Origin of the sequence: Bacillus sp. 1NLA3E, assembly GCF_000242895.2 — a bacterium.
Taxonomy (GTDB): domain Bacteria; phylum Bacillota; class Bacilli; order Bacillales; family Cytobacillaceae; genus Bacillus_BU.
Genome location: NC_021171.1, coordinates 676,766 through 696,543 on the forward strand (window position 1 = coordinate 676,766; position 19,778 = coordinate 696,543).

At 38.6% G+C, this 19,778-nt stretch carries 16 protein-coding genes; 4 read left to right on the plus strand and 12 right to left on the minus strand.

The features are described 5' to 3' along the window. Nucleotides 1–22: 22 nt before the first annotated feature. Nucleotides 23–895: an alpha/beta hydrolase gene (locus B1NLA3E_RS03315; RefSeq protein ID WP_015592445.1), complete on the minus strand. Its 873-nt coding sequence runs from the start codon at nucleotides 893–895 to the stop codon at nucleotides 23–25. A 194-nt stretch (nucleotides 896–1,089) separates the two neighbouring features. Here B1NLA3E_RS03315 and B1NLA3E_RS03320 point away from each other — a divergent pair, with 194 nt between their 5' ends. Both B1NLA3E_RS03320 and B1NLA3E_RS23180 read left to right on the plus strand, forming a co-directional pair. Next, nucleotides 1,090–1,347 carry a PTS glucitol/sorbitol transporter subunit IIA gene (locus B1NLA3E_RS03320; RefSeq protein WP_083935044.1) on the plus strand — a complete coding sequence of 86 codons (258 nt, stop codon included), beginning with the start codon at nucleotides 1,090–1,092 and terminating at the stop codon, nucleotides 1,345–1,347. Between the two features lie 178 nt (nucleotides 1,348–1,525). Continuing rightward, nucleotides 1,526–2,898 (plus strand): IS1182 family transposase gene (locus B1NLA3E_RS23180; RefSeq protein ID WP_144061422.1). Its coding sequence is split into 2 segments (ribosomal slippage): nucleotides 1,526–2,090 and nucleotides 2,090–2,898, totalling 1,374 coding nucleotides; the frame shifts between segments, so codons are not numbered across the junction. Nucleotides 2,899–3,420: 522 nt separating this feature from the next. Here the strand turns inward: B1NLA3E_RS23180 and gnd are convergent. The 7 genes from gnd to B1NLA3E_RS03365 form a co-directional block, all read right to left on the minus strand. Further along, nucleotides 3,421–4,821 (minus strand): decarboxylating NADP(+)-dependent phosphogluconate dehydrogenase, encoded by a 1,401-nt coding sequence (gene gnd / locus B1NLA3E_RS03335; protein ID WP_015592447.1) that lies wholly within the window; start codon nucleotides 4,819–4,821, stop codon nucleotides 3,421–3,423. A 217-nt stretch (nucleotides 4,822–5,038) separates the two neighbouring features. Further along, a complete protein-coding gene (locus B1NLA3E_RS03340; RefSeq protein WP_015592448.1) occupies nucleotides 5,039–6,385 on the minus strand; it encodes a GntP family permease in 1,347 nt (448 codons plus the stop codon). A 22-nt stretch (nucleotides 6,386–6,407) separates the two neighbouring features. After that, nucleotides 6,408–7,952, minus strand: coding sequence for a gluconokinase (gntK, locus tag B1NLA3E_RS03345; protein WP_015592449.1), 1,545 nt, complete (start codon nucleotides 7,950–7,952; stop codon nucleotides 6,408–6,410). After that, nucleotides 7,945–8,676, minus strand: coding sequence for a GntR family transcriptional regulator (locus tag B1NLA3E_RS03350; RefSeq protein WP_015592450.1), 732 nt, complete (start codon nucleotides 8,674–8,676; stop codon nucleotides 7,945–7,947). The genes gntK and B1NLA3E_RS03350 overlap by 8 nt, the downstream gene beginning before the upstream one ends. A gap of 178 nt (nucleotides 8,677–8,854) precedes the next feature. Further along, nucleotides 8,855–9,109, minus strand: coding sequence for a hypothetical protein (locus tag B1NLA3E_RS03355; RefSeq protein WP_041580265.1), 255 nt, complete (start codon nucleotides 9,107–9,109; stop codon nucleotides 8,855–8,857). Between the two features lie 107 nt (nucleotides 9,110–9,216). After that, a complete protein-coding gene (locus B1NLA3E_RS03360) occupies nucleotides 9,217–9,771 on the minus strand; it encodes a hypothetical protein (RefSeq protein WP_041580266.1) in 555 nt (184 codons plus the stop codon). Nucleotides 9,772–10,036: 265 nt separating this feature from the next. After that, nucleotides 10,037–10,699 carry a TetR/AcrR family transcriptional regulator gene (locus B1NLA3E_RS03365; protein ID WP_015592451.1) on the minus strand — a complete coding sequence of 221 codons (663 nt, stop codon included), beginning with the start codon at nucleotides 10,697–10,699 and terminating at the stop codon, nucleotides 10,037–10,039. 546 nt (nucleotides 10,700–11,245) lie between these two features. Between B1NLA3E_RS03365 and B1NLA3E_RS03370 the strand changes: the two genes are divergently transcribed. Then, complete coding sequence (locus tag B1NLA3E_RS03370; RefSeq protein ID WP_015592452.1) at nucleotides 11,246–11,884, plus strand: nitroreductase family protein; 639 nt, start codon at nucleotides 11,246–11,248, stop codon at nucleotides 11,882–11,884. 47 nt (nucleotides 11,885–11,931) lie between these two features. Beyond that, nucleotides 11,932–12,228 carry a putative quinol monooxygenase gene (locus tag B1NLA3E_RS03375; RefSeq protein ID WP_015592453.1) on the plus strand — a complete coding sequence of 99 codons (297 nt, stop codon included), beginning with the start codon at nucleotides 11,932–11,934 and terminating at the stop codon, nucleotides 12,226–12,228. A 120-nt stretch (nucleotides 12,229–12,348) separates the two neighbouring features. Here the strand turns inward: B1NLA3E_RS03375 and B1NLA3E_RS25940 are convergent, their stop codons facing one another. The 4 genes from B1NLA3E_RS25940 to B1NLA3E_RS03395 all read right to left on the minus strand — a co-directional run bounded on the left by B1NLA3E_RS25940 (nucleotide 12,349) and on the right by B1NLA3E_RS03395 (nucleotide 19,599). Further along, complete coding sequence (locus tag B1NLA3E_RS25940) at nucleotides 12,349–12,531, minus strand: hypothetical protein (RefSeq protein WP_015592454.1); 183 nt, start codon at nucleotides 12,529–12,531, stop codon at nucleotides 12,349–12,351. A gap of 523 nt (nucleotides 12,532–13,054) precedes the next feature. Continuing rightward, nucleotides 13,055–14,776 (minus strand): acetate--CoA ligase, encoded by a 1,722-nt coding sequence (gene acsA / locus B1NLA3E_RS03385; protein ID WP_015592455.1) that lies wholly within the window; start codon nucleotides 14,774–14,776, stop codon nucleotides 13,055–13,057. 327 nt (nucleotides 14,777–15,103) lie between these two features. Further along, the gene (locus B1NLA3E_RS03390) at nucleotides 15,104–15,607 is read right to left on the minus strand and encodes a hypothetical protein (RefSeq protein WP_015592456.1); all 504 of its coding nucleotides are present in this window, start codon (nucleotides 15,605–15,607) and stop codon (nucleotides 15,104–15,106) included. Nucleotides 15,608–15,723: 116 nt separating this feature from the next. Next, nucleotides 15,724–19,599 carry a fibronectin type III domain-containing protein gene (locus B1NLA3E_RS03395; protein ID WP_015592457.1) on the minus strand — a complete coding sequence of 1,292 codons (3,876 nt, stop codon included), beginning with the start codon at nucleotides 19,597–19,599 and terminating at the stop codon, nucleotides 15,724–15,726. Between the last annotated feature and the right edge of the window lie 179 nt (nucleotides 19,600–19,778).

Below are 19,778 nucleotides of genomic sequence, written 5' to 3' on the forward strand. Positions count from 1 at the left end.
ACTCCTGCTAATTGCTCATCTTTTATTCAGACAAATGACTTTGTAGAAATTCAATTACCTGTTTCAAGGCATTTTGAACAACTGGATTATAAAAGTCTTTGTCAAATACGTGGTCTCCGTTTGGAATCGTTATTATCTTTGCCTCGATACCTTGTTTTACTAAAGCTCCTCGCATAAAAACAGATTGCTCGTACGGAACATCCACATCCTTTGTGCCATGCAAGAGTAGGGTTGATGGATAATCCTTTGTAATATTATAAATAGGGCATAACTTAAGAAGCTGCTCTTTATTTATGAGTGGATTAATTCCTGATATTTCCTGAATCCACTCTCCTGTTTGCCTCGCATACAAGTAGAGTAGGAAACGGTCATCAACCGTTCCTTCTGTAATAATCTGATTGGATACCAACTTCTTAGCGGTTTCTTTAGGCACTATGACCTTTTGACTGTAAAATTTGTTTGGATTTGTCGCCCATTTTGCCGTTATATCCCCGTACCCATAGAAGGAAACAATGGCACGCGGCTTATTTTTAAAGGTTCCTGTACAAAGAGCGAGGTAGCCACCTGCAGAACTCCCTACAACAGCTATCCTTTTAGGATCAATGGAAAAATGTTTTGGCCCTTCAGATTCAATCCAGGTAAGGGCATCTTCTACGTCTTCAAGGATGTCTGGCAGTTTCGTTTCAGGAGCAAGCCGATAATTAATGGAAAACAATGAAAATCCATTGTCGGTATAGAGCTTTACCATTTCCTTCGGGATTTCTTCTCTTGACCCCCAAAGAAGCCCACCTCCGTGAATATATACAATAACAGGAGCATAATCCTGTTTAGTCTCGTAAAAATCGGCCGTGAGTGTAAAACATGCACTTTCCTTATAAATAACCGTATTCTTCATAATTTTATTCCCGTCCAATCAAGCCAAGTCTATTAAGAATAGTGTACCCTTTTTTCAAGATAACGTCACCGCCCATTTGGTGAAAGTTGTCGAAAAAATGGTAAATAGCACTTTAAAGTGAAAAACCTCATTTATTTATGTCACGTTGAACCATACCATAAGTAAATGAGGTTTTTCTAATTTGAAATAAGTGTTTGGATTTTTGTATTAACATTGATGTTGTTAATTCAGATGGAGATATCCGAGTTGGACAGAAGCTAATGATCGATAATGAAAAATTTGATATCACTCCTGTCGGAGATCTCGTCCAACGAAATCTTACAACACTGGGCCACATCACCGTACGTTTTGATGGATCAACAAAACCAGAATTACCAGGCACTTTGTATTTAGAGGACAAAGAAATTCCTTCTATTGATTTAGGTACCGTACTAAAGATTGTCAGTGAATAACTTTATTGATTTTTAGATAGGTAATAACGTTCATATTTCCAAAAGGCTTAATCTTATAAGGATTAAGCCCCAGGCTGTCGAGAAACTCTCGACAGCCTATTATTTTGTTTAATAACTTTAATAATTCACCGCGTTAATATGGTATAATATTCTTATCAAGAACAGGACGGTGAATAGAATGTTCAAACCCAAAAAGGTTGTTCAAAATGAAGCTGAATTTGTTTTTATCGAAGATTTGGTGCCTCAAAATCACCTTTTAAGAAAGGTGGATAAATATATTGATTTTTCATTTGTTGGAGAAAAGGTTCGGCCCTATTACTCAGAAGATAACGGTCGTCCAACTGATCCAATTCTGCTTTTCAAGATGATGTTTATTGGATATTTTTATGGCATTCGTTCGGAACGTCAATTGGAACGAGAAATTCAAACTAACGTTGCTTATCGATGGTTCTTAGGATTGAAGCTAAATGACCCAGTTCCTCATCATTCAACTATCAGTTGGAATCGAAGAACACGTTTTAAGGAAACAAACATCTTTCAAGAAATATTTGATGAAATTGTCCATAAAGCCATAAACCATAAGATGGTTGGTGGGCGTGTTTTATTTTCGGACTCGACTCATCTTAAAGCGAACGCCAATAAGAATAAATTCACTCGTGAGGAAGTTGAAGTGGAAACTCGCGAGTACATAGATGAGCTGAATAAAGCAATTGAGGATGATAGGCTAAATCACGGAAAAAAGCTTTAAAAGAACGAGAGGAGGTGACAGAGACAAAAGTTATCCGAAAAAGTACAACGGATCCTGAGTGTGGATTCATGTCCAGGGAAAATAAGCAGGAAATGTTCTGTTATCTGGACCACCGTACAACAGACATGAAGTTTAATATTATAACGGATGCCTACGTAACTCCAGGAAATGTCCATGACTCTGTCCCTTACCTCTCTCGCTTGGACCGTCAAATCGAAAGATTTGGATTAAAAGTAGAAGCAGTCGGATTAGACTCTGGTTTTCTTACAAATCCTATTTGTAAAGGGCTCCATGATCGAAATATTTTTGGGGTTATTGCGCATAGAAGATATCACCCAACTAAAGGCTTATTTCCAAAATGGAAATTTCAATATGACAAAGAAAGAGATCTATATACTTGCCCAAATGAACAGGAATTAGTGTATCGCACGACTACAAGAGAAGGATATCGTGAATATAAGTCAAACCCAAAGAAATGTGCAGAATGTCCTCTGTTGAAGGAATGTACGAGATCAAAAAACAAGACGAAGGTCGTCACCCGACATGTATGGGAAGAATATAAGGAGAAGGTGCGGCTCAATCGTCTATCAAAATCAGGAAAAATGCTTTATAAATTTAGGAAAGAAAAAATTGAGCGAAGCTTCGCAGATTCAAAAGAACTGCATGGGCTTCGCTATTGTAGGTTGAGGGGATTGAGGAATGCGAGCGAGCAGGTATTGCTTACTGCAGCTTGCCAAAATATGAAAAAGATTGCCACACACTTGTCTAGGCTAGAAAAAGTGTGTGGCAATACCTCAGGTTGATTTACTTTAGGTTGATTGGAGCGGAAGGTGCTCGACTCCTGCGGGAGCAGCGGGACAGGTGAGACCCCGCAGGCGTTTACGCCGAGGAGGCTCAGCGCCCGCCCCGCGGAAAGCGAGCACTTGAAGCGGAAACAACCGGCCAATTAGCAGGCTAAATAAAAAATTGCCGAGAAAAATACTCTTTCTCGACAATCTGAGGCTTAATCTTATAAGGATTAAGCCCTTTTTTTTGTGCCAATTACGGAAAAAGCAACCTCGATTGGTCCTAAATTAGACCAATCGAGGTTGCTTTTATTTGAATTCATCTTTTCCCCAATGCTAGTTTTAGCCCATCCTTATAGCTTTTTCATCGAAATAGCTTTTCTTATTTGCTAAGGCGTTTATTTTAGAGGTTGAGAAGGCAAGAATATTGTTGAAATGCAAAAAAGGTTGAGGACATTAAGTCCTTAACCTTTTAAGTGCGGAGGTCTTCATACTAAGAGGTCATTGGATGAGCCATGTACATTGAAGCTTTAATTATTACTACCAGTTAGTGTGAAAGATACCTGTTAAGTCACTTCGTTCATAAGTATGAGCACCAAAATAATCACGTTGTGCTTGCAACATGTTGGCATTTGACATGGCTGTCCGATAACTATCGTAATAAGTAAGGGAAGCACCTAAACATGGAAACGAGATACCAGAATTAATTCCCTCACAGACAACCTTTCGTAATCCAAATTGATATTCTTTAACCTTTTCCGAAAAATAGGGAGCGATTAGCAGATTAGCTAGATTCACTTGTGCTTGATAGGCTTCGCTGATTACGTTTAAAAATTCAGCACGAATGATACAACCACCACGGAAAATAAGGGCAATATCTTTTAATGGCAAATCCCAGTCATAAAGTTCTGAAGTTGTTTTATATTGTGTGAACCCTTGCGCATAGGCACAAACTTTACCCATATATAATGCTTGTCTAATGTATTCAATCCACAACTCTTTATCTAAGCTCATCTGACCATTCTCTGGCCCTGTTAAGATTTTTTCTGCAAAAATCCGTTCTTCTTTTAAAGAGGATATATAGCGGGCGAACAAAGACTCTGTGATAATAGATGATGGGATCCCGTTATCTATTGCTTGAATGCTCGTCCATTTACCTGTTCCTTTTTGTCCTACTTTATCAAGAATCACATCAATCAGTGGTAAGCCCGTTAATTCATCCTTTTTCCTTAAAATCTCAGCCGAAATTTCGATTAAATAACTATTCAGTTCTCCTTGATTCCATGTTTCAAAAATGTCAGCAATTTCATTAACGGGCAAATGTAACCTTTCTCTTAAAAAAGTATAGGCCTCGGTGATTAGTTGCATATCTGCATACTCAATCCCGTTATGGACCATTTTTACGAAGTGACCGGCACCTTTTGGCCCCATATAAACACAGCAAGGGTCACCTTCCACTTGGGCTGCAATTTTTGTGAAAATGGGGGCTACTTTTTCATATGCTTCCTTATCCCCACCTGGCATAATCGAAGGGCCTTTTAAAGCCCCGACTTCGCCACCAGAAATACCAATCCCTAAATAATCGATTCCTTTAGCCTTCAAATCATCATATCTTCGTTCAGTATCCTCGTAATGGGAGTTACCACCGTCCATGATAATATCGCCTTCTTCAAGAAAAGGAACTAATGAACGAATCACTGAATCTATCGGTTTACCAGCTGTGACCATGAGAAAAATCTTTCTTGGAGTTTTTAAAGACTGAACAAACTCTTGAATTTCGTAGTACGGATTGATCCACCGATTTTTACTTTTTTCGACAAGTTGATCGGTTAAATCCCTTGTGTAATTGTATACAGCAACTTTTTCTTCTTTACTAGCCATGTTTAAAGCGATATTACTGCCCATTACCCCTAAACCAATGACACCAATTGTATTGAACATTTATTCCTGCTCCTTTTATCTCAGATTAATAGGCAGAAAAACCCCTCACTTTAAGACTTAGAAGATACTAAGAAAAAGTGGGGGATTTACTGCCTCGAAAGGTCAGATTTGTGTAATAAAACTCTTTCTTTAGGTATTATCCCTTAGAAAATGAACTTGCCTTTGAATAACTAACCAGTAGTGATGAACTATATTTCAGATAATGAAAGGTTTTGGCTTATACGAATAAACTTAGTAATAGGATAAACGCTAGTCCAGCTACCGAAATAATCGACTCTAGTAATGTCCATGTTGCAAATGTTTCTTTCATACTTAAACCAAAATACTCTTTAAACATCCAGAAACCAGCATCATTAACATGTGAAGCGATTAAGCTACCAGCTCCTGTTGCAAGTACAACTAAAGCAAGGTTTACATCCGATTGTCCTAACATTGGAATCACCAAACCAGCAGTTGTTAAAGCAGCAACTGTAGCAGAACCTAAGGAAATTCGTAAGATTGCTGCGATGACCCAGGCTAGCAAGATTGGTGATAATGAAGTTCCTTTGAATAATTCGGCTACGTAGTCTCCTACACCGCCATTAATTAATACCTGTTTGAAGGCTCCGCCGCCCCCGATGATTAACAGCATCATCCCAATATGTGTAATCGCTGTTGTACAGGATTCCATTACGGTTTTGATTGGGATTTTCCTTGCCAATCCCATTGTATAGACAGCCACTAATAACGATATCAACATCGACGTCGATGCATCACCAATAAAACGGATTATTGCTAGTAAACTATTATCTTCAAATCCCATTGTTTTTTGAAGCAAAGTAATAATTGTAGCAATTGACATTAAAATAACCGGAAGCATTGCAGTGAATACACTGATCCCAAAACCAGGTGTGTCTTCAAGTTTAAATACTTTTTGATCCCCTAAAGAGGCAATATTACCAGTTTTCGAGAATGATGCAGGCACGAGTTTTTTAGCAAGCTTAGTAAATATTGGTCCAGCTAAAATGACCGTTGGGATTGCAATAATGAAACCGTAAAGTAAAACCTCACCTAGATCCGCCCCATATTCACCCGCAATAACTGTTGGTCCTGGATGTGGAGGTAAGAAACCGTGTGTCACGGATAAAGCTGCTGCCATCGGTATACCAAGATACAGAATAGAAACCTTTATTTCTTTAGAAATTGCAAAGACAATTGGAATTAATAACACTAATCCTACTTCAAAAAATAAGGCGATACCGATAATGAAGGAAGCAGCCACGACAGCCCATTGAATATTTTTTTCACCGAATTTGTTGACAAGGGTCATCGCAATCCGTTGAGCGCCTCCAGAATCGGCAATCAACTTGCCTAACATCGCTCCAAGTCCGAAAATTAATGCTAAATGACCAAGTGTTCCGCCTAAACCTGCTTCAATTGTTTTGACAATTTCCTCTAATGGCATCCCAAGTGCTAAAGCAACTCCGAACGATACAATGATTAATGAAATGAAAGTGTTTAATTTGAAGCCCATAATTAATCCTAGTAATGCTAAAATCCCAACTGCAACAATTAGTAATGGCATGTTAATTCCTCCAAATAGTTATCTAGTTGTGTTTATTTACTAAGCTTCTTTGATAATTTGCAATCCTTGAATAATCGTTTTCCAATACTCTGGATAAGTTAATAAAGATTGGCAACAATTGTCTATATTCTCTTGCGGCATCTTCTTTAGGTGTGTGTGTGTAGGTACTACCAATCATTTTGGAAGCTACCTCAAAAGAGTCAATTTTCTTAGTGGCATATAGACCTAAAATACAAGCACCAAGACACGAACTTTCGTAGCTTTCTGGAACCACTACTTCAGATTCGAATATATCGGACATCATTTGACGCCAAACATTCGACCGTGCGAAACCTCCTGTGGCTTGGATTCGGGTAACAGGTCCTTCCATGCATTCGATTAAGGCTAAAAATACTGTGTATAAATTATAAATGACGCCCTCTAGGGCTGCTCGAATCATATGTTCTTTCTTATGAGACATTGTTAAACCAAAAAATGAACCTCGTACATCTGGATTCCATAAGGGAGCACGTTCACCTGAGAGGTATGGGTGGAATAATAATCCATCAGCACCTGGTCTTACACGTTCAGCAATCTTGGTTAATACTTCGTATGGATCAATTCCTAATCGTTTTGCTGTTTCTATTTCAGATGAGGCAAACTCATCCCTAATCCAGCGAAGGACCATCCCACCATTGTTTACAGGTCCACCAATTACCCAATGCTTTTCTGTAAGGCAATAACAGAATATTCTTCCCTTTTCGTCTGTTTGCGGCTGGTCAATAATGGTTCGAATGGCACCGCTTGTCCCAATGGTGACCGCTATCTCACCTTTTCTAATCGCATTTACACCTAAATTAGAAAGAACTCCATCACTTGCGCCAATGACAAAGGGTGTTTGGGGATCGATTCCAATCTGTTTTGCTAAATGTGGATGACAGTTGCTATATATCTTTGTGGTTGGTACAAGCTCAGATAGTTGCCCTCGTGTTATACCAGCAATTTTTAATGCTTCTTCATCCCAATCCAAGGTTTTGAGATTCATCATACCCATGGCTGAAGCTAAGGAATAATCAACAACATATTGATCAAAAAGCTTTTTAAAGATATATTCTTTAATCCCGATATACTTTTTAGCGTTGGCAGCGATCTCAGTGCATTCATTCACAATCCAAGTAATTTTACTTAGTGGTGACATGGGGTGAATCGGTGTCCCCGTTCGTTTGTAGATTTCATGACCATTTAATTCACCTTTAATTTTATGTGCCCATGCTTCACTGCGATTATCAGCCCAGGTGATACAGGGGGTCAGCGGTTGGTCATTTTCATCCATGGCAATAACACTATGCATAGCACTACTAAATGAAATAAATGATAGCTTTTTTTGAGAATGGTGTTTCGTTATATTCGAAATGGCTTGTAAGACAGCTTGGAAAATTTCGTCCGGGTTTTGTTCGGCTGTAGATATATCAGGTGTGTAAAGAGGGTAACCAATACTCTCTTGTTGGATAACTTCGCCTATTTCAGTAAATAAAACAGCTTTGGTACTTGTTGTACCAATATCTATACCTAACATATAGCTAGTCATTTTCTTGTTCTACTCCTTTAGATAGCAGTTGTTGTGACATCCATAGGTCTTCTACTTTACCTTGAACATCATCAAAATTTTCGTGTAAAGACTCAATCATAAGGGCTCTTTCTTTTGTTTTGATTGCTTCAATATAAAGCTGATGATTTTTTATAATCCTTGCAAAATCATCATATTTGTCCTTGAATCGTGCGCGCATTGATAAAAGAATGAAACTTTCCATAACGGGTTTTAAATTATTCCAGATCATCAGGATATAAGAATGATTAATTGCACGAATAATCGTTTCATGGAATAAAACATCTTGATATGAAAATTCATCAGCATCTTGATATTTAATGGCAACTTTCATCATTTCAAGTATTTTACTAAGTTCCTTTACTAACTCACTCGTGTCTATCCTTACAAGTCGTTCAAATACAAACGTTTCTATTAGTAAACGGACATCATAAATTTCTTCTATTTCTTTTTCTGTTAAACCAATGACAACTGCACCCATTCTTTCTAATCGAATTATATTTTCAGATGCTAGTATTTTTAAGGCTTCACGGATGGGTGACCGACTTACAGCAAAATCTGTAGCTAATTTATTTTCAGACAAGATGGTACCGCTTTCAATCATCCCAGAAATAATTCGCATTCGAAGCTCGTATGTTACTCGGTCACCTGCTGAAGCTTTTGAAAGCCATTTTTCAGGATATAGGAATTCCCTTGCTTCGGCCATAAATTCACCCTCTTAAATTTATTCTTGTATACTTGTATACAAGTATTATAACTTAGATTTCAAATTATGCAAACGCTTTTATCATGTCCGCTCATATACTAAAGAGAAGCGGCAAAAAGCCATGAGGAAAACTCATGGCTTTTAAAGGTGATTTTGTATATCTTCCTATTCGTTCCTGTTAAACAGTAGGAATGCTTGGAATTAAATTGTGAACAGCTTGTAGAAGGTTGTTAACAATCGCTGTTTGCTGAGTTGAAAGTACACCCGTACCTTCAGTATAAACAGTTACACAGACTGGGCAAACATCGACGTGAATACCTAGCAAATTAATGGCTAGTCCACCCGGAATGCTAACAGTCAGAATCGGTGTCGAACCTGCCGGAGGAGTACAGAAGTTCGGGCTCTGAGGATTACAATTTGTTTGTACTGCCAAAGGTCATTCCCCCTTTCTTAATAGAATTAATATATATCTATGAAAGAAAGTTAAGGGTGTATAGGTATATGGACAAGTTTTTTTTAATTCATTAAAAAAGGACCAAATTACCGAAAAAATAATTGTAATCCAGGATTACAATTATTTTTTATGTCTTGCACTTTTTTTACTAGTTTTAACGGCAGGGTTTTGGACAGAGGTTTGGGATGTTTTAAGGGCTTTGGAGGATTCAGAGGTTTTGGATATTTTAAGGGCTTTGGTGGTTTCAAAGGTTTTAGGTGTTTAGAAGGCTTTGGCCGTTGTATCGATTTCGATGCTCCAAAACCACTGCTACTGTGTCTACAAGGAATCAACTTTTCTTTGAATGGACAATCACTAACATTTTCAGAGGTACCCGTTGCAATGCTAGTAACAAGAGGAAATGCGTGGGACTCTGGCGTATAGGAGCCGCGGCTTTCGGGTCCTAAAGCATTTGTAGCTTTGTCTTCTACTAGTAAGATTAGTGGGTCGGGGTAAATCGGAAACACGCTGAAACAAATTGGGCAAGTTTCGGCAATTATGCCCAATAAGTTAATAGCCAGTCCACCCGGTATATTTACAGTAAGGATTGGTGTTGAACCTTCAGGATGTTTAGAAGTAGAAAAGTCTGCTTCAGAAGCCATCAAGCCATCCCCTTTTTTTTAAAAATTAATATATTAATATGTTGGGAGACCGCACCGGGAATAGGTATTTGGACATACATTAAAAAAATATTTTTGTTTAATGTGCCCCCACGCCTATTTTGTAACCTAAATCCATCCATTCTTTTAATAAAACAAAATGCATGTCCACAATTTTCGACTTAATTTTTCCTCGGTTTATAGGGGGGATTGGTTATGAAAGCTTTTTCCACTCCAGCTAAGTAAAGCAGTACGTTTCCGAGAATTATTAAGCCATTACAAGTTTTTGAAGAATGCGATCCACCATTTCAGTAGTATCCTCGTTATCCCTGTTTTTTAAGAATTTGGGCCTCAGCACCTGGAACTTTTTCGCCTCATAATAATCGCACAGAGCCTGTTTCAATGAGAGTTCCTCTTCCATTAAAAAAGGGGAATTCGCCAGTCTTCTTAATACAGTTTCATCTTGCATAATGAGGAGCGCAGGATTCAGCTCATTAAAAATTCCTTCATTCATGCCACTACGATAAAATGAATGAAGGGTGGACAATTGTTCTTTTCTTGACTGCATCTTTTTTTCATAAAGAGGCGCACAGCTTCTCTTTAGATCATTCAAATAAATATCTGAGGCATAAAAAGCTGAAAAAACAGCTTGTTCAAACACTTTTTGCAGACGAAGTGGATAGGATAATTCTTCATTGGAAATCGTTTGACCGGCTTCATAGATATAAGTGATGCAGAAATTGGTCAATTCCATGACGATGTCTTCCTTTGAAGAAAAGTAGTTATATAGGGACGCTCGGCTCATATTCATCAAGTGAGCAATATCTTGAATGGTAAGGGATAGGAATCCCTGAGTCCGAATCACATTTATAATTTTTTTTACATAGGATTGTCGCATTATCAGTCTTTCTTCAGGTGCGATTTTTCTCAAAACACCACTCCCTTTATCCAAAAATTATATCATAAACTTTATAGAATTTAATTTTCTTATAACACGCCTTATTGGTTTACAAATAATTAAAAGTGGAGTAAGGTTATAGAAAGTTATCATCTTAGACTTATTATAACATTTTTGTCTAAAATGTATAAACTAAAGTTAAACCAGAGCATTGATAGAAATTATAGCTAAACAAGACCTCATATTTAATTGAAGAATCGGCCATGGGCTTTGGTCTTTAAATGGCGGTTGAGTGCTTGAAGAATTTACAACGATCTTTTGGTTGTCGGTTTGCATAGTTAACGATATAGAATAAAAATTCTTAGAATTAGGCTTTGTTAATGCTCAATGTTGATTTTTTGCACAATATTGATTGGAGTGGAAGGCGCGAGACTCCTGCGGGGGTAGCGGGACAGGTGAGACCCCGCAGTTAGCGACGAGGAGGCTCACCGCCCGCCCCTAAGGTGCGCGAAGCGCCTGGAACGGAAATCAACATTCTAGTTTAACAGAGCCTAGAATTAAAAGAGGAGAGATTCAAAAATGAATACTAAACAAAAAATTAATGACTTCAATCAAATTATCAAAGGACGCCGTTCAATAAAAAATTACGATAAATCCGTAAAAATCAGCCATGAAGAAATGGAAGAGATCCTAACATTAGCGACACTTGCTCCATCTTCTGTTAACATGCAGCCATGGCGCTTTCTTGTGATTGAAAGTGCAGAAGGAAAGGCGAAACTTGCACCACTTGCGCGATTTAATCAAAATCAGGTAGAAACATCTTCTGCCGTCATTGCCGTATTTGGTGATCTGAATAATTTTGATAATGCCGAAGAAATATACGGTAAAGCAGTGGAGATGGGGCTTTTACCTTTAGAAGTAAAAGAACAAATTCTTACATCATTCTCTGGATATTTTGAAACCATTTCACGAGAAGATATGAAAGATGTTGTTTTGGTGGATGGCGGGCTTGTGTCTATGCAGTTAATGTTAGCCGCACGCGCTTTTGGATATGATACAAATCCAATCGGGGGCTATGAAAAGGACCAAATTGCAGAAGCATTTGGATTGGATAAAAATCGTTACGTTCCAGTTATGCTGATCTCAATCGGTAAAGCAGCTGATAATGGACATCCATCCGTTCGTCTTCCAATTGATAAAATCGCACAATGGAAGTAATGAAAGAGACCTGTAGTTTATTCATGAAAAAGAAAGGATGATGTACATTGATTATTATTCATGCTACTTTCCATGTTAATTCAGCTGAGCAGGATACTTTTTTGGAGGAGATTCAACCGTTGATTGCTGCTTCGAGAGCGGAAAGCGGAAATGTTTTTTATGGTCTTCAAAAAGATACAGAAAAAGAAAATGTATATACAATGGTTGAAGTTTGGCAAGATATTCAAGCTGTTGCTAGTCATAATTCTAGTGAGCATTTCACATCATTTAGTGCTAAAGCGAAAGAACTCTTGACTGAACCATTAGATGTTAAAATATTTGAGGGGCAACAATTGAACAAATAGTTCTGTGAATTTTAGTAAAATAGGAAAACAACCTTACTCAATTTAGTGTAAGGTTGTTTTCCTATCCGCTATTAGAATTACTTAAATGCTGATACGGATATATTTTGTTCGTTTAATAAATTAAGCTGATAAAATTTGTTTTTGTTCCAAGATAGTTCGTGCCTCTTCATTGACAGGTTTATAACCTTTTTCTATTAATTCTTTAATGTATATTTTGTTATAGACAAAGGAAAATACCACTCCACTAATCCATGAGCCTATACCCAAGGTAAATGAGCCTAGAATTGCCTCAATAACAAACATTATTACAGCCCATTTTAAATCTCCACGGAATAATGCTGGAAAAAATCAAAAAAAGAAAGTAGTCCAACTAAATCCAACCTTAACTTGCTTTGATAATCCTGCGTCATTTTTTAGTGTAATCTTCATAATTACTTCCTTTCTAATAAAGATAGAGTGAGGGAGAATTAAGATATTGAAAAAAATAAGATATAAGACCTAACTAATAAATTCTGATCTATTTCCCCACTCAATACCAATAATACTATATATTTCAATATTATGTTGCAAAATCTTATTTTAATATAGTAATAATGTAATCAACAAGTAAATTTTGGAGAATTTTTTAATAAGTCCTTAAAGCAGCTGAGTATTTAGCTGCTTTTTAAATCGTTGATTAATGCCGAAAGTGATGGCGATTTTTTGAGCTTTGTCCATTAACATAAGGACATCTCTAACTAAACATTTGATCTTCTATAAAAAGATATAAAATGACTATATTAAAAGCGAACAGTGACTGGCACTGTTCGCTTTAGTGGTTGAGGTATTAATCTTCCATTGTAGATAAATCACCTGTTGGAAGTCCAAGTTCCCAGGCTTTCAGAACACGCCGCATGATTTTACCAGAGCGTGTTTTTGGAATGGACTCACGGATTTCAAATAAACGAGGTGCTGCGTGGGCAGCAAGTTTTGTTTTAACAAGGTTTCGGATATCGTCTAGCAATTCCTGACTTTCAACATATCCAGGTCGCAATGTGATGAAGGCTTTAATGATTTCACCGCGAACAGGATCTGGTACACCGATAACACCTGCTTCTGCAACAGCAGGATGCTCAACTAGCTTGCTTTCTACTTCAAACGGCCCAACTCGTTCTCCTGATGTGTTGATTACATCATCAACCCGACCTTCGAACCAAAAATACCCATCAGTATCCTTATATGCTGAGTCTCCTGTTATAAACCAACCTTTTAAGAAATATTGTTCATAACGATCAGGGTGATTCCATATAGTTCGAACCATGGCAGGCCATTGTGGTTTAATTGCAAGGTTCCCCATATGGTTAGGAGGAAGCTCATTTCCATGATCATCAATAATACTAACCTCGATACCAGGTAATGGTTTTCCCATGGATCCTGGGCGGATTGGATTACAACGGAAATTTGCACAAATAGAAGATCCAGTTTCAGTCATCCACCAATTATCATGAATTCGTAAATTTAGTGTTTCAAGTCCCCACCGGATTACTTCAGGATTTAATGGCTCTCCTGCTGATAAAATATGGCGTAACTTAGAAATATCATATTTTTTTGGAAGTTCATTTCCACTGCTCATGAGCAAACGGAAAGCTGTTGGTGCACTAAACCATACGGATACTTGATACTTTTCTAATGTAGAAAACCATTCATTAGCGTCAAATCGTCCGCCGCGAAGTACATTGGTAACTCCGTTCAACCAAGGCGACCACATTCCGGCAGATGTACCAGTTACCCAGCCTGGATCTGCTGTACACCAATAGACATCGTCCTCTTTTAAATCATAGACCCATTTACCTGCTAAATACTGATGAATCATGGCATCGTGAACTTGCAAGACACCTTTAGGTTTTCCTGTAGAACCTGAAGTATAGATCAACAACATTCCATCCTCACGGTCAACCCACTCTATTACATATTCATCGGAACTTGCTAATAGATTTTGATAAAGGATTTGATTATCAGCGGTTGCTTCGTCAGCTCCGACCAAAATAACATACTGTAAATCTGGCAGATCTTTTACTGGAATTCTTTTAAGAAGTTCAGGTGTGGTTACAACTACCTTGGCGCCACTATCTAGTAGTCTATCTTTAACTGCCTCTTCCATAAATGCTTCAAACATGGGTCCAGCTATGGCCCCGATTCTTAAAATTCCTAACATTGCAATGTATAGTTCAGGACTACGTGGCATGAAAATGAAAGCTCTATCGCCTTTTTCAACTCCATATGAGCGCAATCCATTCGCAAATTTACACGATAAGTTTCTTAAATCGGAAAATGTATATTCTTCATTACGGCTATCGTCACAATAAATAAATGCCTTTTTATCGCCTTTTCCTTCATCTACATGACGATCAATTGCTTCATAGATCATGTTGACTTTACCTGTTGTTGACCAAGTAAAATGCTGTTCAACATTCTTCCAATCCATCTCTTTGGCAACGTTTTCATAGTTTTGTAGATTAGCATTAGTATCGATTGATTCAATTGTTGTTACTTCTAAAGCACTTTTCATAAAAATAGCCTCCTGAATTAGTTATCTAAAAATTGTTATAATACAGATTATAAAACATTTTAATATAGTATAACAAGAGTTTATTTATTAAAAATTCAAATTATTTTTTATTTTTAATTAAATAGAGAAATTAATTGATCTTCCTATTCGTTTTTTTCTAGAATGAATAGAGTAAAAATAGCGATAAATCCATTTGGTAAGTTTCATAGTAATATTAATTTTTCGAAGGATTAGCCAGAAGGGGGTAATTGAAGAAAACAAAAAAACCCCAGCAGCATTTTACCGTTGCTGGGGTTTTTTGTTCATGATGCACCTTCATGATGCAAATTAATTACCCATATCCATTGCTGCGTGGTCATTTGCGTCAACTGCTTTGGCTTTAAGAGCATTTTTCAAACGTTCTGACTTTCCTGCATTAATTGCATCCTTATGTTTTTTAGGAATTGTCCCATCACTAACAGCATCATTTACTATTTTAGTTTCAAGGTTTGTTAATTTTTGGGTGAATTCCTTTTCCGTTAATCCTTTATCTTGAGCAATTTGAGGAAGTGTTTTCCCTTTCTTCATTTCGTCTATTATCGTTATTGGTAAAACGTTTAAAACGGTGGCCGCCTCACTAACGATATTCATTTGTTTTAATCGGCTTTTGCGAACACTCGTAGTAGAATGTTGTTTTTTAGGGGGAGTGTATTTAGACATTCTAGTTTCGTTTGCTTTTGCGATTGTTTGTTCATTTTTAGCAAAAGCAGGGTGATTAAGCAAAATTGCAGCTGTGAAGCCTAAAATAAGCACTCCAGCAATTAAAGAAGCTATGAGAACTTTTTTCCTCATTCATTTACCTCCTTTACCTATTTTTTGGACAGCACATGCATGGGAATATTTTTAATTATAACTAAAGGCATAATCGGATACTTCCCATGCATGTTGTTGTACCATCACATGAACGCTTAAGGTGTGCGTACAATAAGATTTCTTGACCAAGGAGACGACCCACTCTGATTAATTGCCTGCACCCTAAAGTAAAAGGTCTTATTTCTTGCTAATCCAGTAATTTGATAATTTGCCTTAGTAACATTTGCAGATACAAGGTTTTGTGTAAATGCTGAATCGTTTGCATATTGAACGACATATTGGGTAACCAATCCTGGTGGTTTATTCCAGGACAAGGAAACAGTATCTGTGGTCGTTCCTCTTTTGGTTTGTGCCTGCAGTCCTGTTGGTGCTTTAGGCGGAGTTGGAATACTTATTTGTACGCTCTTTGAATAGTTGGATGACAAGTTGCCGTTTACTGCCTTGACCCGGTAATTATAACTTATACCAGCTACTACCGTTGAATCTGTGAAATTTACATCACCAGTTGCAGGATTTTGATCTAGCGTTGCAATAACGGTGTAGGTACCACCATTTGTAGAACGTTCAAGGATAAAGCCAGTCTCATTTGTGGCATTATCTGTCCAAGTTAACTTCACTGCTGGTCCAGGCTGCAAGGATGCTATTAGATTGTTCGGAGCAGCAGGTACAACAGGAGTTGATACTAACGTTGCGCTAGTGGTATTTGAGTAATCAGATGCCAAATCTCCGTTTATAGCTTTAACCCGATAGGTGTATGTTCCAGGTGTAAGGTTAGGATCGCTGAAACTTACAGCATTTGCTCCAAGAGTGGAAATCACCGCAAAGTTGATTCCGTCCGAAGATCGTTCAACGATAAAACCAGTTTCATTCTGGGAATTATCAGTCCAAGCAAGATCTATTTGCGTGCCTGACTGAACCGCAGTTAGACTAGTCGGAGCAGCAGGAGCTAAAGGAACACCTGGTGTGCTTACAACATTAGAAATGGTCTCACCTATGGCATTAAACGCAACTACCTGATAGCTGTAGTCAGTGTTAGTGTCGACGGTAGAGTCTGTGAAACTAGTCATATTTGCCAATGCTGTCCCGATATCGGCATAGGTGCCAAGTTTTCCATTTGTAACTGGTGCACGCTGGATCTTGTAGCCTATTTCGTTGGATGGATTCCCTAAAGTATTCAAATCGGACAAAATAACAGAAGTCGGATCCGTCCAAGTTAGACTAACAGGTCCGCCATCGGTCCTTGCTCCAGTTAAAGTTGAAGCGTTTGGAACCTTTTGTGCTACTGAAAAAGCAATCGGACGCATCATATCATTTTCTTCATGTCCTAAAAGATGACAGTGCCACACATATTCCCAGCCAAAGTTAGTTAATTTATTCGTAACTGTCATCGGGTTCCCGGTTTTTGGATCAACCCCCATAAAGCCCATTGTCGAACCTTCAGGCATTGTTGGATCAAGAAGGCGGATACTGTCTGGAAGCGCAAAAGGTAGTTTTGGTGCTACTGGCCTAAGGGCAATAATGGTATCCTCTAACGGATTCATTCGAACTGTATCCTTCCAGCCTCTTTCATTGCCATCAGGGAATCGTATTGATCCATCCCAACCAACGCGGTTTATAAGCTGGACATCGAACAGGTGGAAGTGAATCGCGTGTGTATCCACACCATTGTGAGTAATCTTCCAAATCTGTGTACCATCACCGGATGGAGGAGTTAGCGGTGTTGCTGCATCGGTTAGATTCTCGGTTGAAGGGTCGATGTATCCCAGCATAATGGTCGTTTGATTTTGAAAGTTGGTGTTAGGCAGTTCAACTCCAAGTGTTGCATTCATCCGTCCGTAATTTGTTTCAAACTCCTCGGCGATCGCTTTTGGTTCTTCATTTAATGTGACGGGTGATGTAGCGCCTGGAGGTGTAAATGTAAGTGTTGAATCTTGAATCGTTCCATATGTGTTTGGATCTGGAGCAATAAGCTTATTTTGCCCTGCAGCAAATGCTTTTGGTATCTCTGTTTTTAAAGAATCTAATGTTGTTTGAGTTGTATCGGTGGTAGTAGCGGTTGCCGGCGCCACTTTAATCTGCATAACAGTTCGAGTATTTGGACCGTATCCAGGCTGTGTTGTTGGTGCTCCACCAGTATTATTACCAGTGGCAGATTGATCAGGATCGCCTGTATAATAATCATAGCGTGGATCAAAGGCTGGAACTGGAGCAGGTGCATCATTATAAAGAATGAGAGTTTGGCCTGCATATTTGCTGAAATCTACGACTACATCTGCCCTTTCAGCAGGTGCTAATAGTAGAGTCTTAGTTGACACGTTTAGAACCGTGATGCTTCTTCTTCCGTATTCATAGTTGATAGGCTGATTTTGAAGTTCTACAGCATTTGTTAGGAAACCACTTTCATTGCCAATTTGAACCATGTTTGGACCGGCAGCTGCTGGATCTGGAACTCCGCCATCTCTTCCATCTGTTGGCCAGGTAGAGGGATAACTAGCATTCTTAACGGCATCAACAATAGGAATTTCTCCTGCATTTGCATCGTTGAGAGTACCGTCTGCGTTCCACATTTGCCCGTTTGATTTAGCTTTGTAAAACTGTAAATTCCAGTTTCGATCATTCGAAGCATTCAGGATTCGGAAGCGATAGGCTTTCGGATCAACTGTAAGCGATGGATAGGCAGTCCCGTTGACTAATGGAGTATCCATAAAACCTTCCGGAACTGCAGATATATTTGGTGTGCCAGGGTTCATAGGTGGTTGGCCTGACTGTCCAGCTAGCGGATTCGGTACAGGTCCGCTTTTCAATCCAGTATTTGGCGGCCAAAACCAAGGACCATAATCCCAACGCCCCATCGGGTTAGCACCTGAAAGATCATAAGGGTTTTGGTTTGGCATGTAAACATGTGGGAACCAAAGGTTACCTAAGCCACCCCATTTAGTTTTGTCCCATGTTGGATCAGTAGCTGCTAACTGATTATCCGTAGGAACGAATGTTTTATCTTGGATAAATAAAGGGATTTCGTCTTTTGGAATGATTCCTCTGTCAATCAGGTCTTTCTCAACTTGATCGCGAATAAGGTATCCAGCAGCCTCCCCAGCATAAATATTTAATCGGGTTAACCCATAAGAATGATCATGGTAAAACATCACTCTTGCACTCTGTTGATTTGTATAAAAGAATGTCATGGAGCCCGGCCCTGGATCTGGCATGTCGGGCACATTTTTAACACTTACACCTTTCGGATATGGAGTGTTTTCACCATCAGGTGTAATCCATTGATGAGGAGTTCCATCACTAATCCATGGGGTAACACCACCATGTAAATGGAGAGTAGCCCTATTTTGGGTATACATATTCTTTCCGTCCGGCCCCATTCCGGCTCCCATCAATGAAGTATCTACAGGAAGAAACAAGTCGCCCCCGGTGCCCGTAGGAAGCTTGTTTGTAAATTTTACGCGAACAGGACGATCTTTTTGGGCGACGATTGTTGGTCCAAAATAACTGGGCTTGTCTTTAACAGTGGGATCAGTTGTGTTTGTTTGCATGTATCCACGTAGAGTTGTTGGTGGGAGGTCTTTATGTAGTTGCTCTTTATACTCAACTAGTGAAATTTCGTAATAATCTGAGCCAGGATAGGTGGTAGTGTCAGGAACGGCAACAGGGATATACTGTCCAAGATCATTCGAATTTGTTGCACCTAGACCAGGTAAAGTATCCACAAATTTGCGGATTCCCGTACCTGGGACAATGTTACTGTTTGCATCAAACTCAGGAAGTGGACTGTTGGCATAGTTTGGCGTTTGATAATAGTCCGGTGTCCCTCCGGGATTCATCATAGCAGCTAGTGCAATAGGTTCCAGTTTGTTTCCGATAAACGGAACAAATGCGGCAACTAATAGTCCAGCAGTAGCGGCGAGTTGAACAGTTCTCCTAATTGATTTTAAATTCTTTCGCTTTTTGACATTAATCATCTTCCATCAGCAACTCTCCTAGGATCTTTTTTTGATTAAACCAATCTCTTAACTGGACAGAGGTAACGAGGATAATGGGCTCATTTAACTCTATTTTTTATTAAAAGTAGGCCACATACCCTTCGTTAGTATTCCACTGCTTTTAATAAAATAAGTGCTCTGAAAGCGTAAATCCCCTC

Coding starts and splice junctions, on each gene's coding strand:
- B1NLA3E_RS03315 (WP_015592445.1), bottom strand. CDS start 895: ATGAAGAATACGGTTATTTATAAGGAAAGTGCATGTTTTACACTCACG.
- gnd (WP_015592447.1), bottom strand. CDS start 4,821: ATGTTCAATACAATTGGTGTCATTGGTTTAGGGGTAATGGGCAGTAAT.
- B1NLA3E_RS03340 (WP_015592448.1), bottom strand. CDS start 6,385: ATGCCATTACTAATTGTTGCAGTTGGGATTTTAGCATTACTAGGATTA.
- gntK (WP_015592449.1), bottom strand. CDS start 7,952: ATGACTAGCTATATGTTAGGTATAGATATTGGTACAACAAGTACCAAA.
- B1NLA3E_RS03350 (WP_015592450.1), bottom strand. CDS start 8,676: ATGGCCGAAGCAAGGGAATTCCTATATCCTGAAAAATGGCTTTCAAAA.
- B1NLA3E_RS03360 (WP_041580266.1), bottom strand. CDS start 9,771: ATGGCTTCTGAAGCAGACTTTTCTACTTCTAAACATCCTGAAGGTTCA.
- B1NLA3E_RS03370 (WP_015592452.1), top strand. CDS start 11,246: ATGAATACTAAACAAAAAATTAATGACTTCAATCAAATTATCAAAGGA.
- B1NLA3E_RS25940 (WP_015592454.1), bottom strand. CDS start 12,531: ATGTTTGTTATTGAGGCAATTCTAGGCTCATTTACCTTGGGTATAGGC.
- acsA (WP_015592455.1), bottom strand. CDS start 14,776: ATGAAAAGTGCTTTAGAAGTAACAACAATTGAATCAATCGATACTAAT.
- B1NLA3E_RS03390 (WP_015592456.1), bottom strand. CDS start 15,607: ATGAGGAAAAAAGTTCTCATAGCTTCTTTAATTGCTGGAGTGCTTATT.
- B1NLA3E_RS03395 (WP_015592457.1), bottom strand. CDS start 19,599: ATGATTAATGTCAAAAAGCGAAAGAATTTAAAATCAATTAGGAGAACT.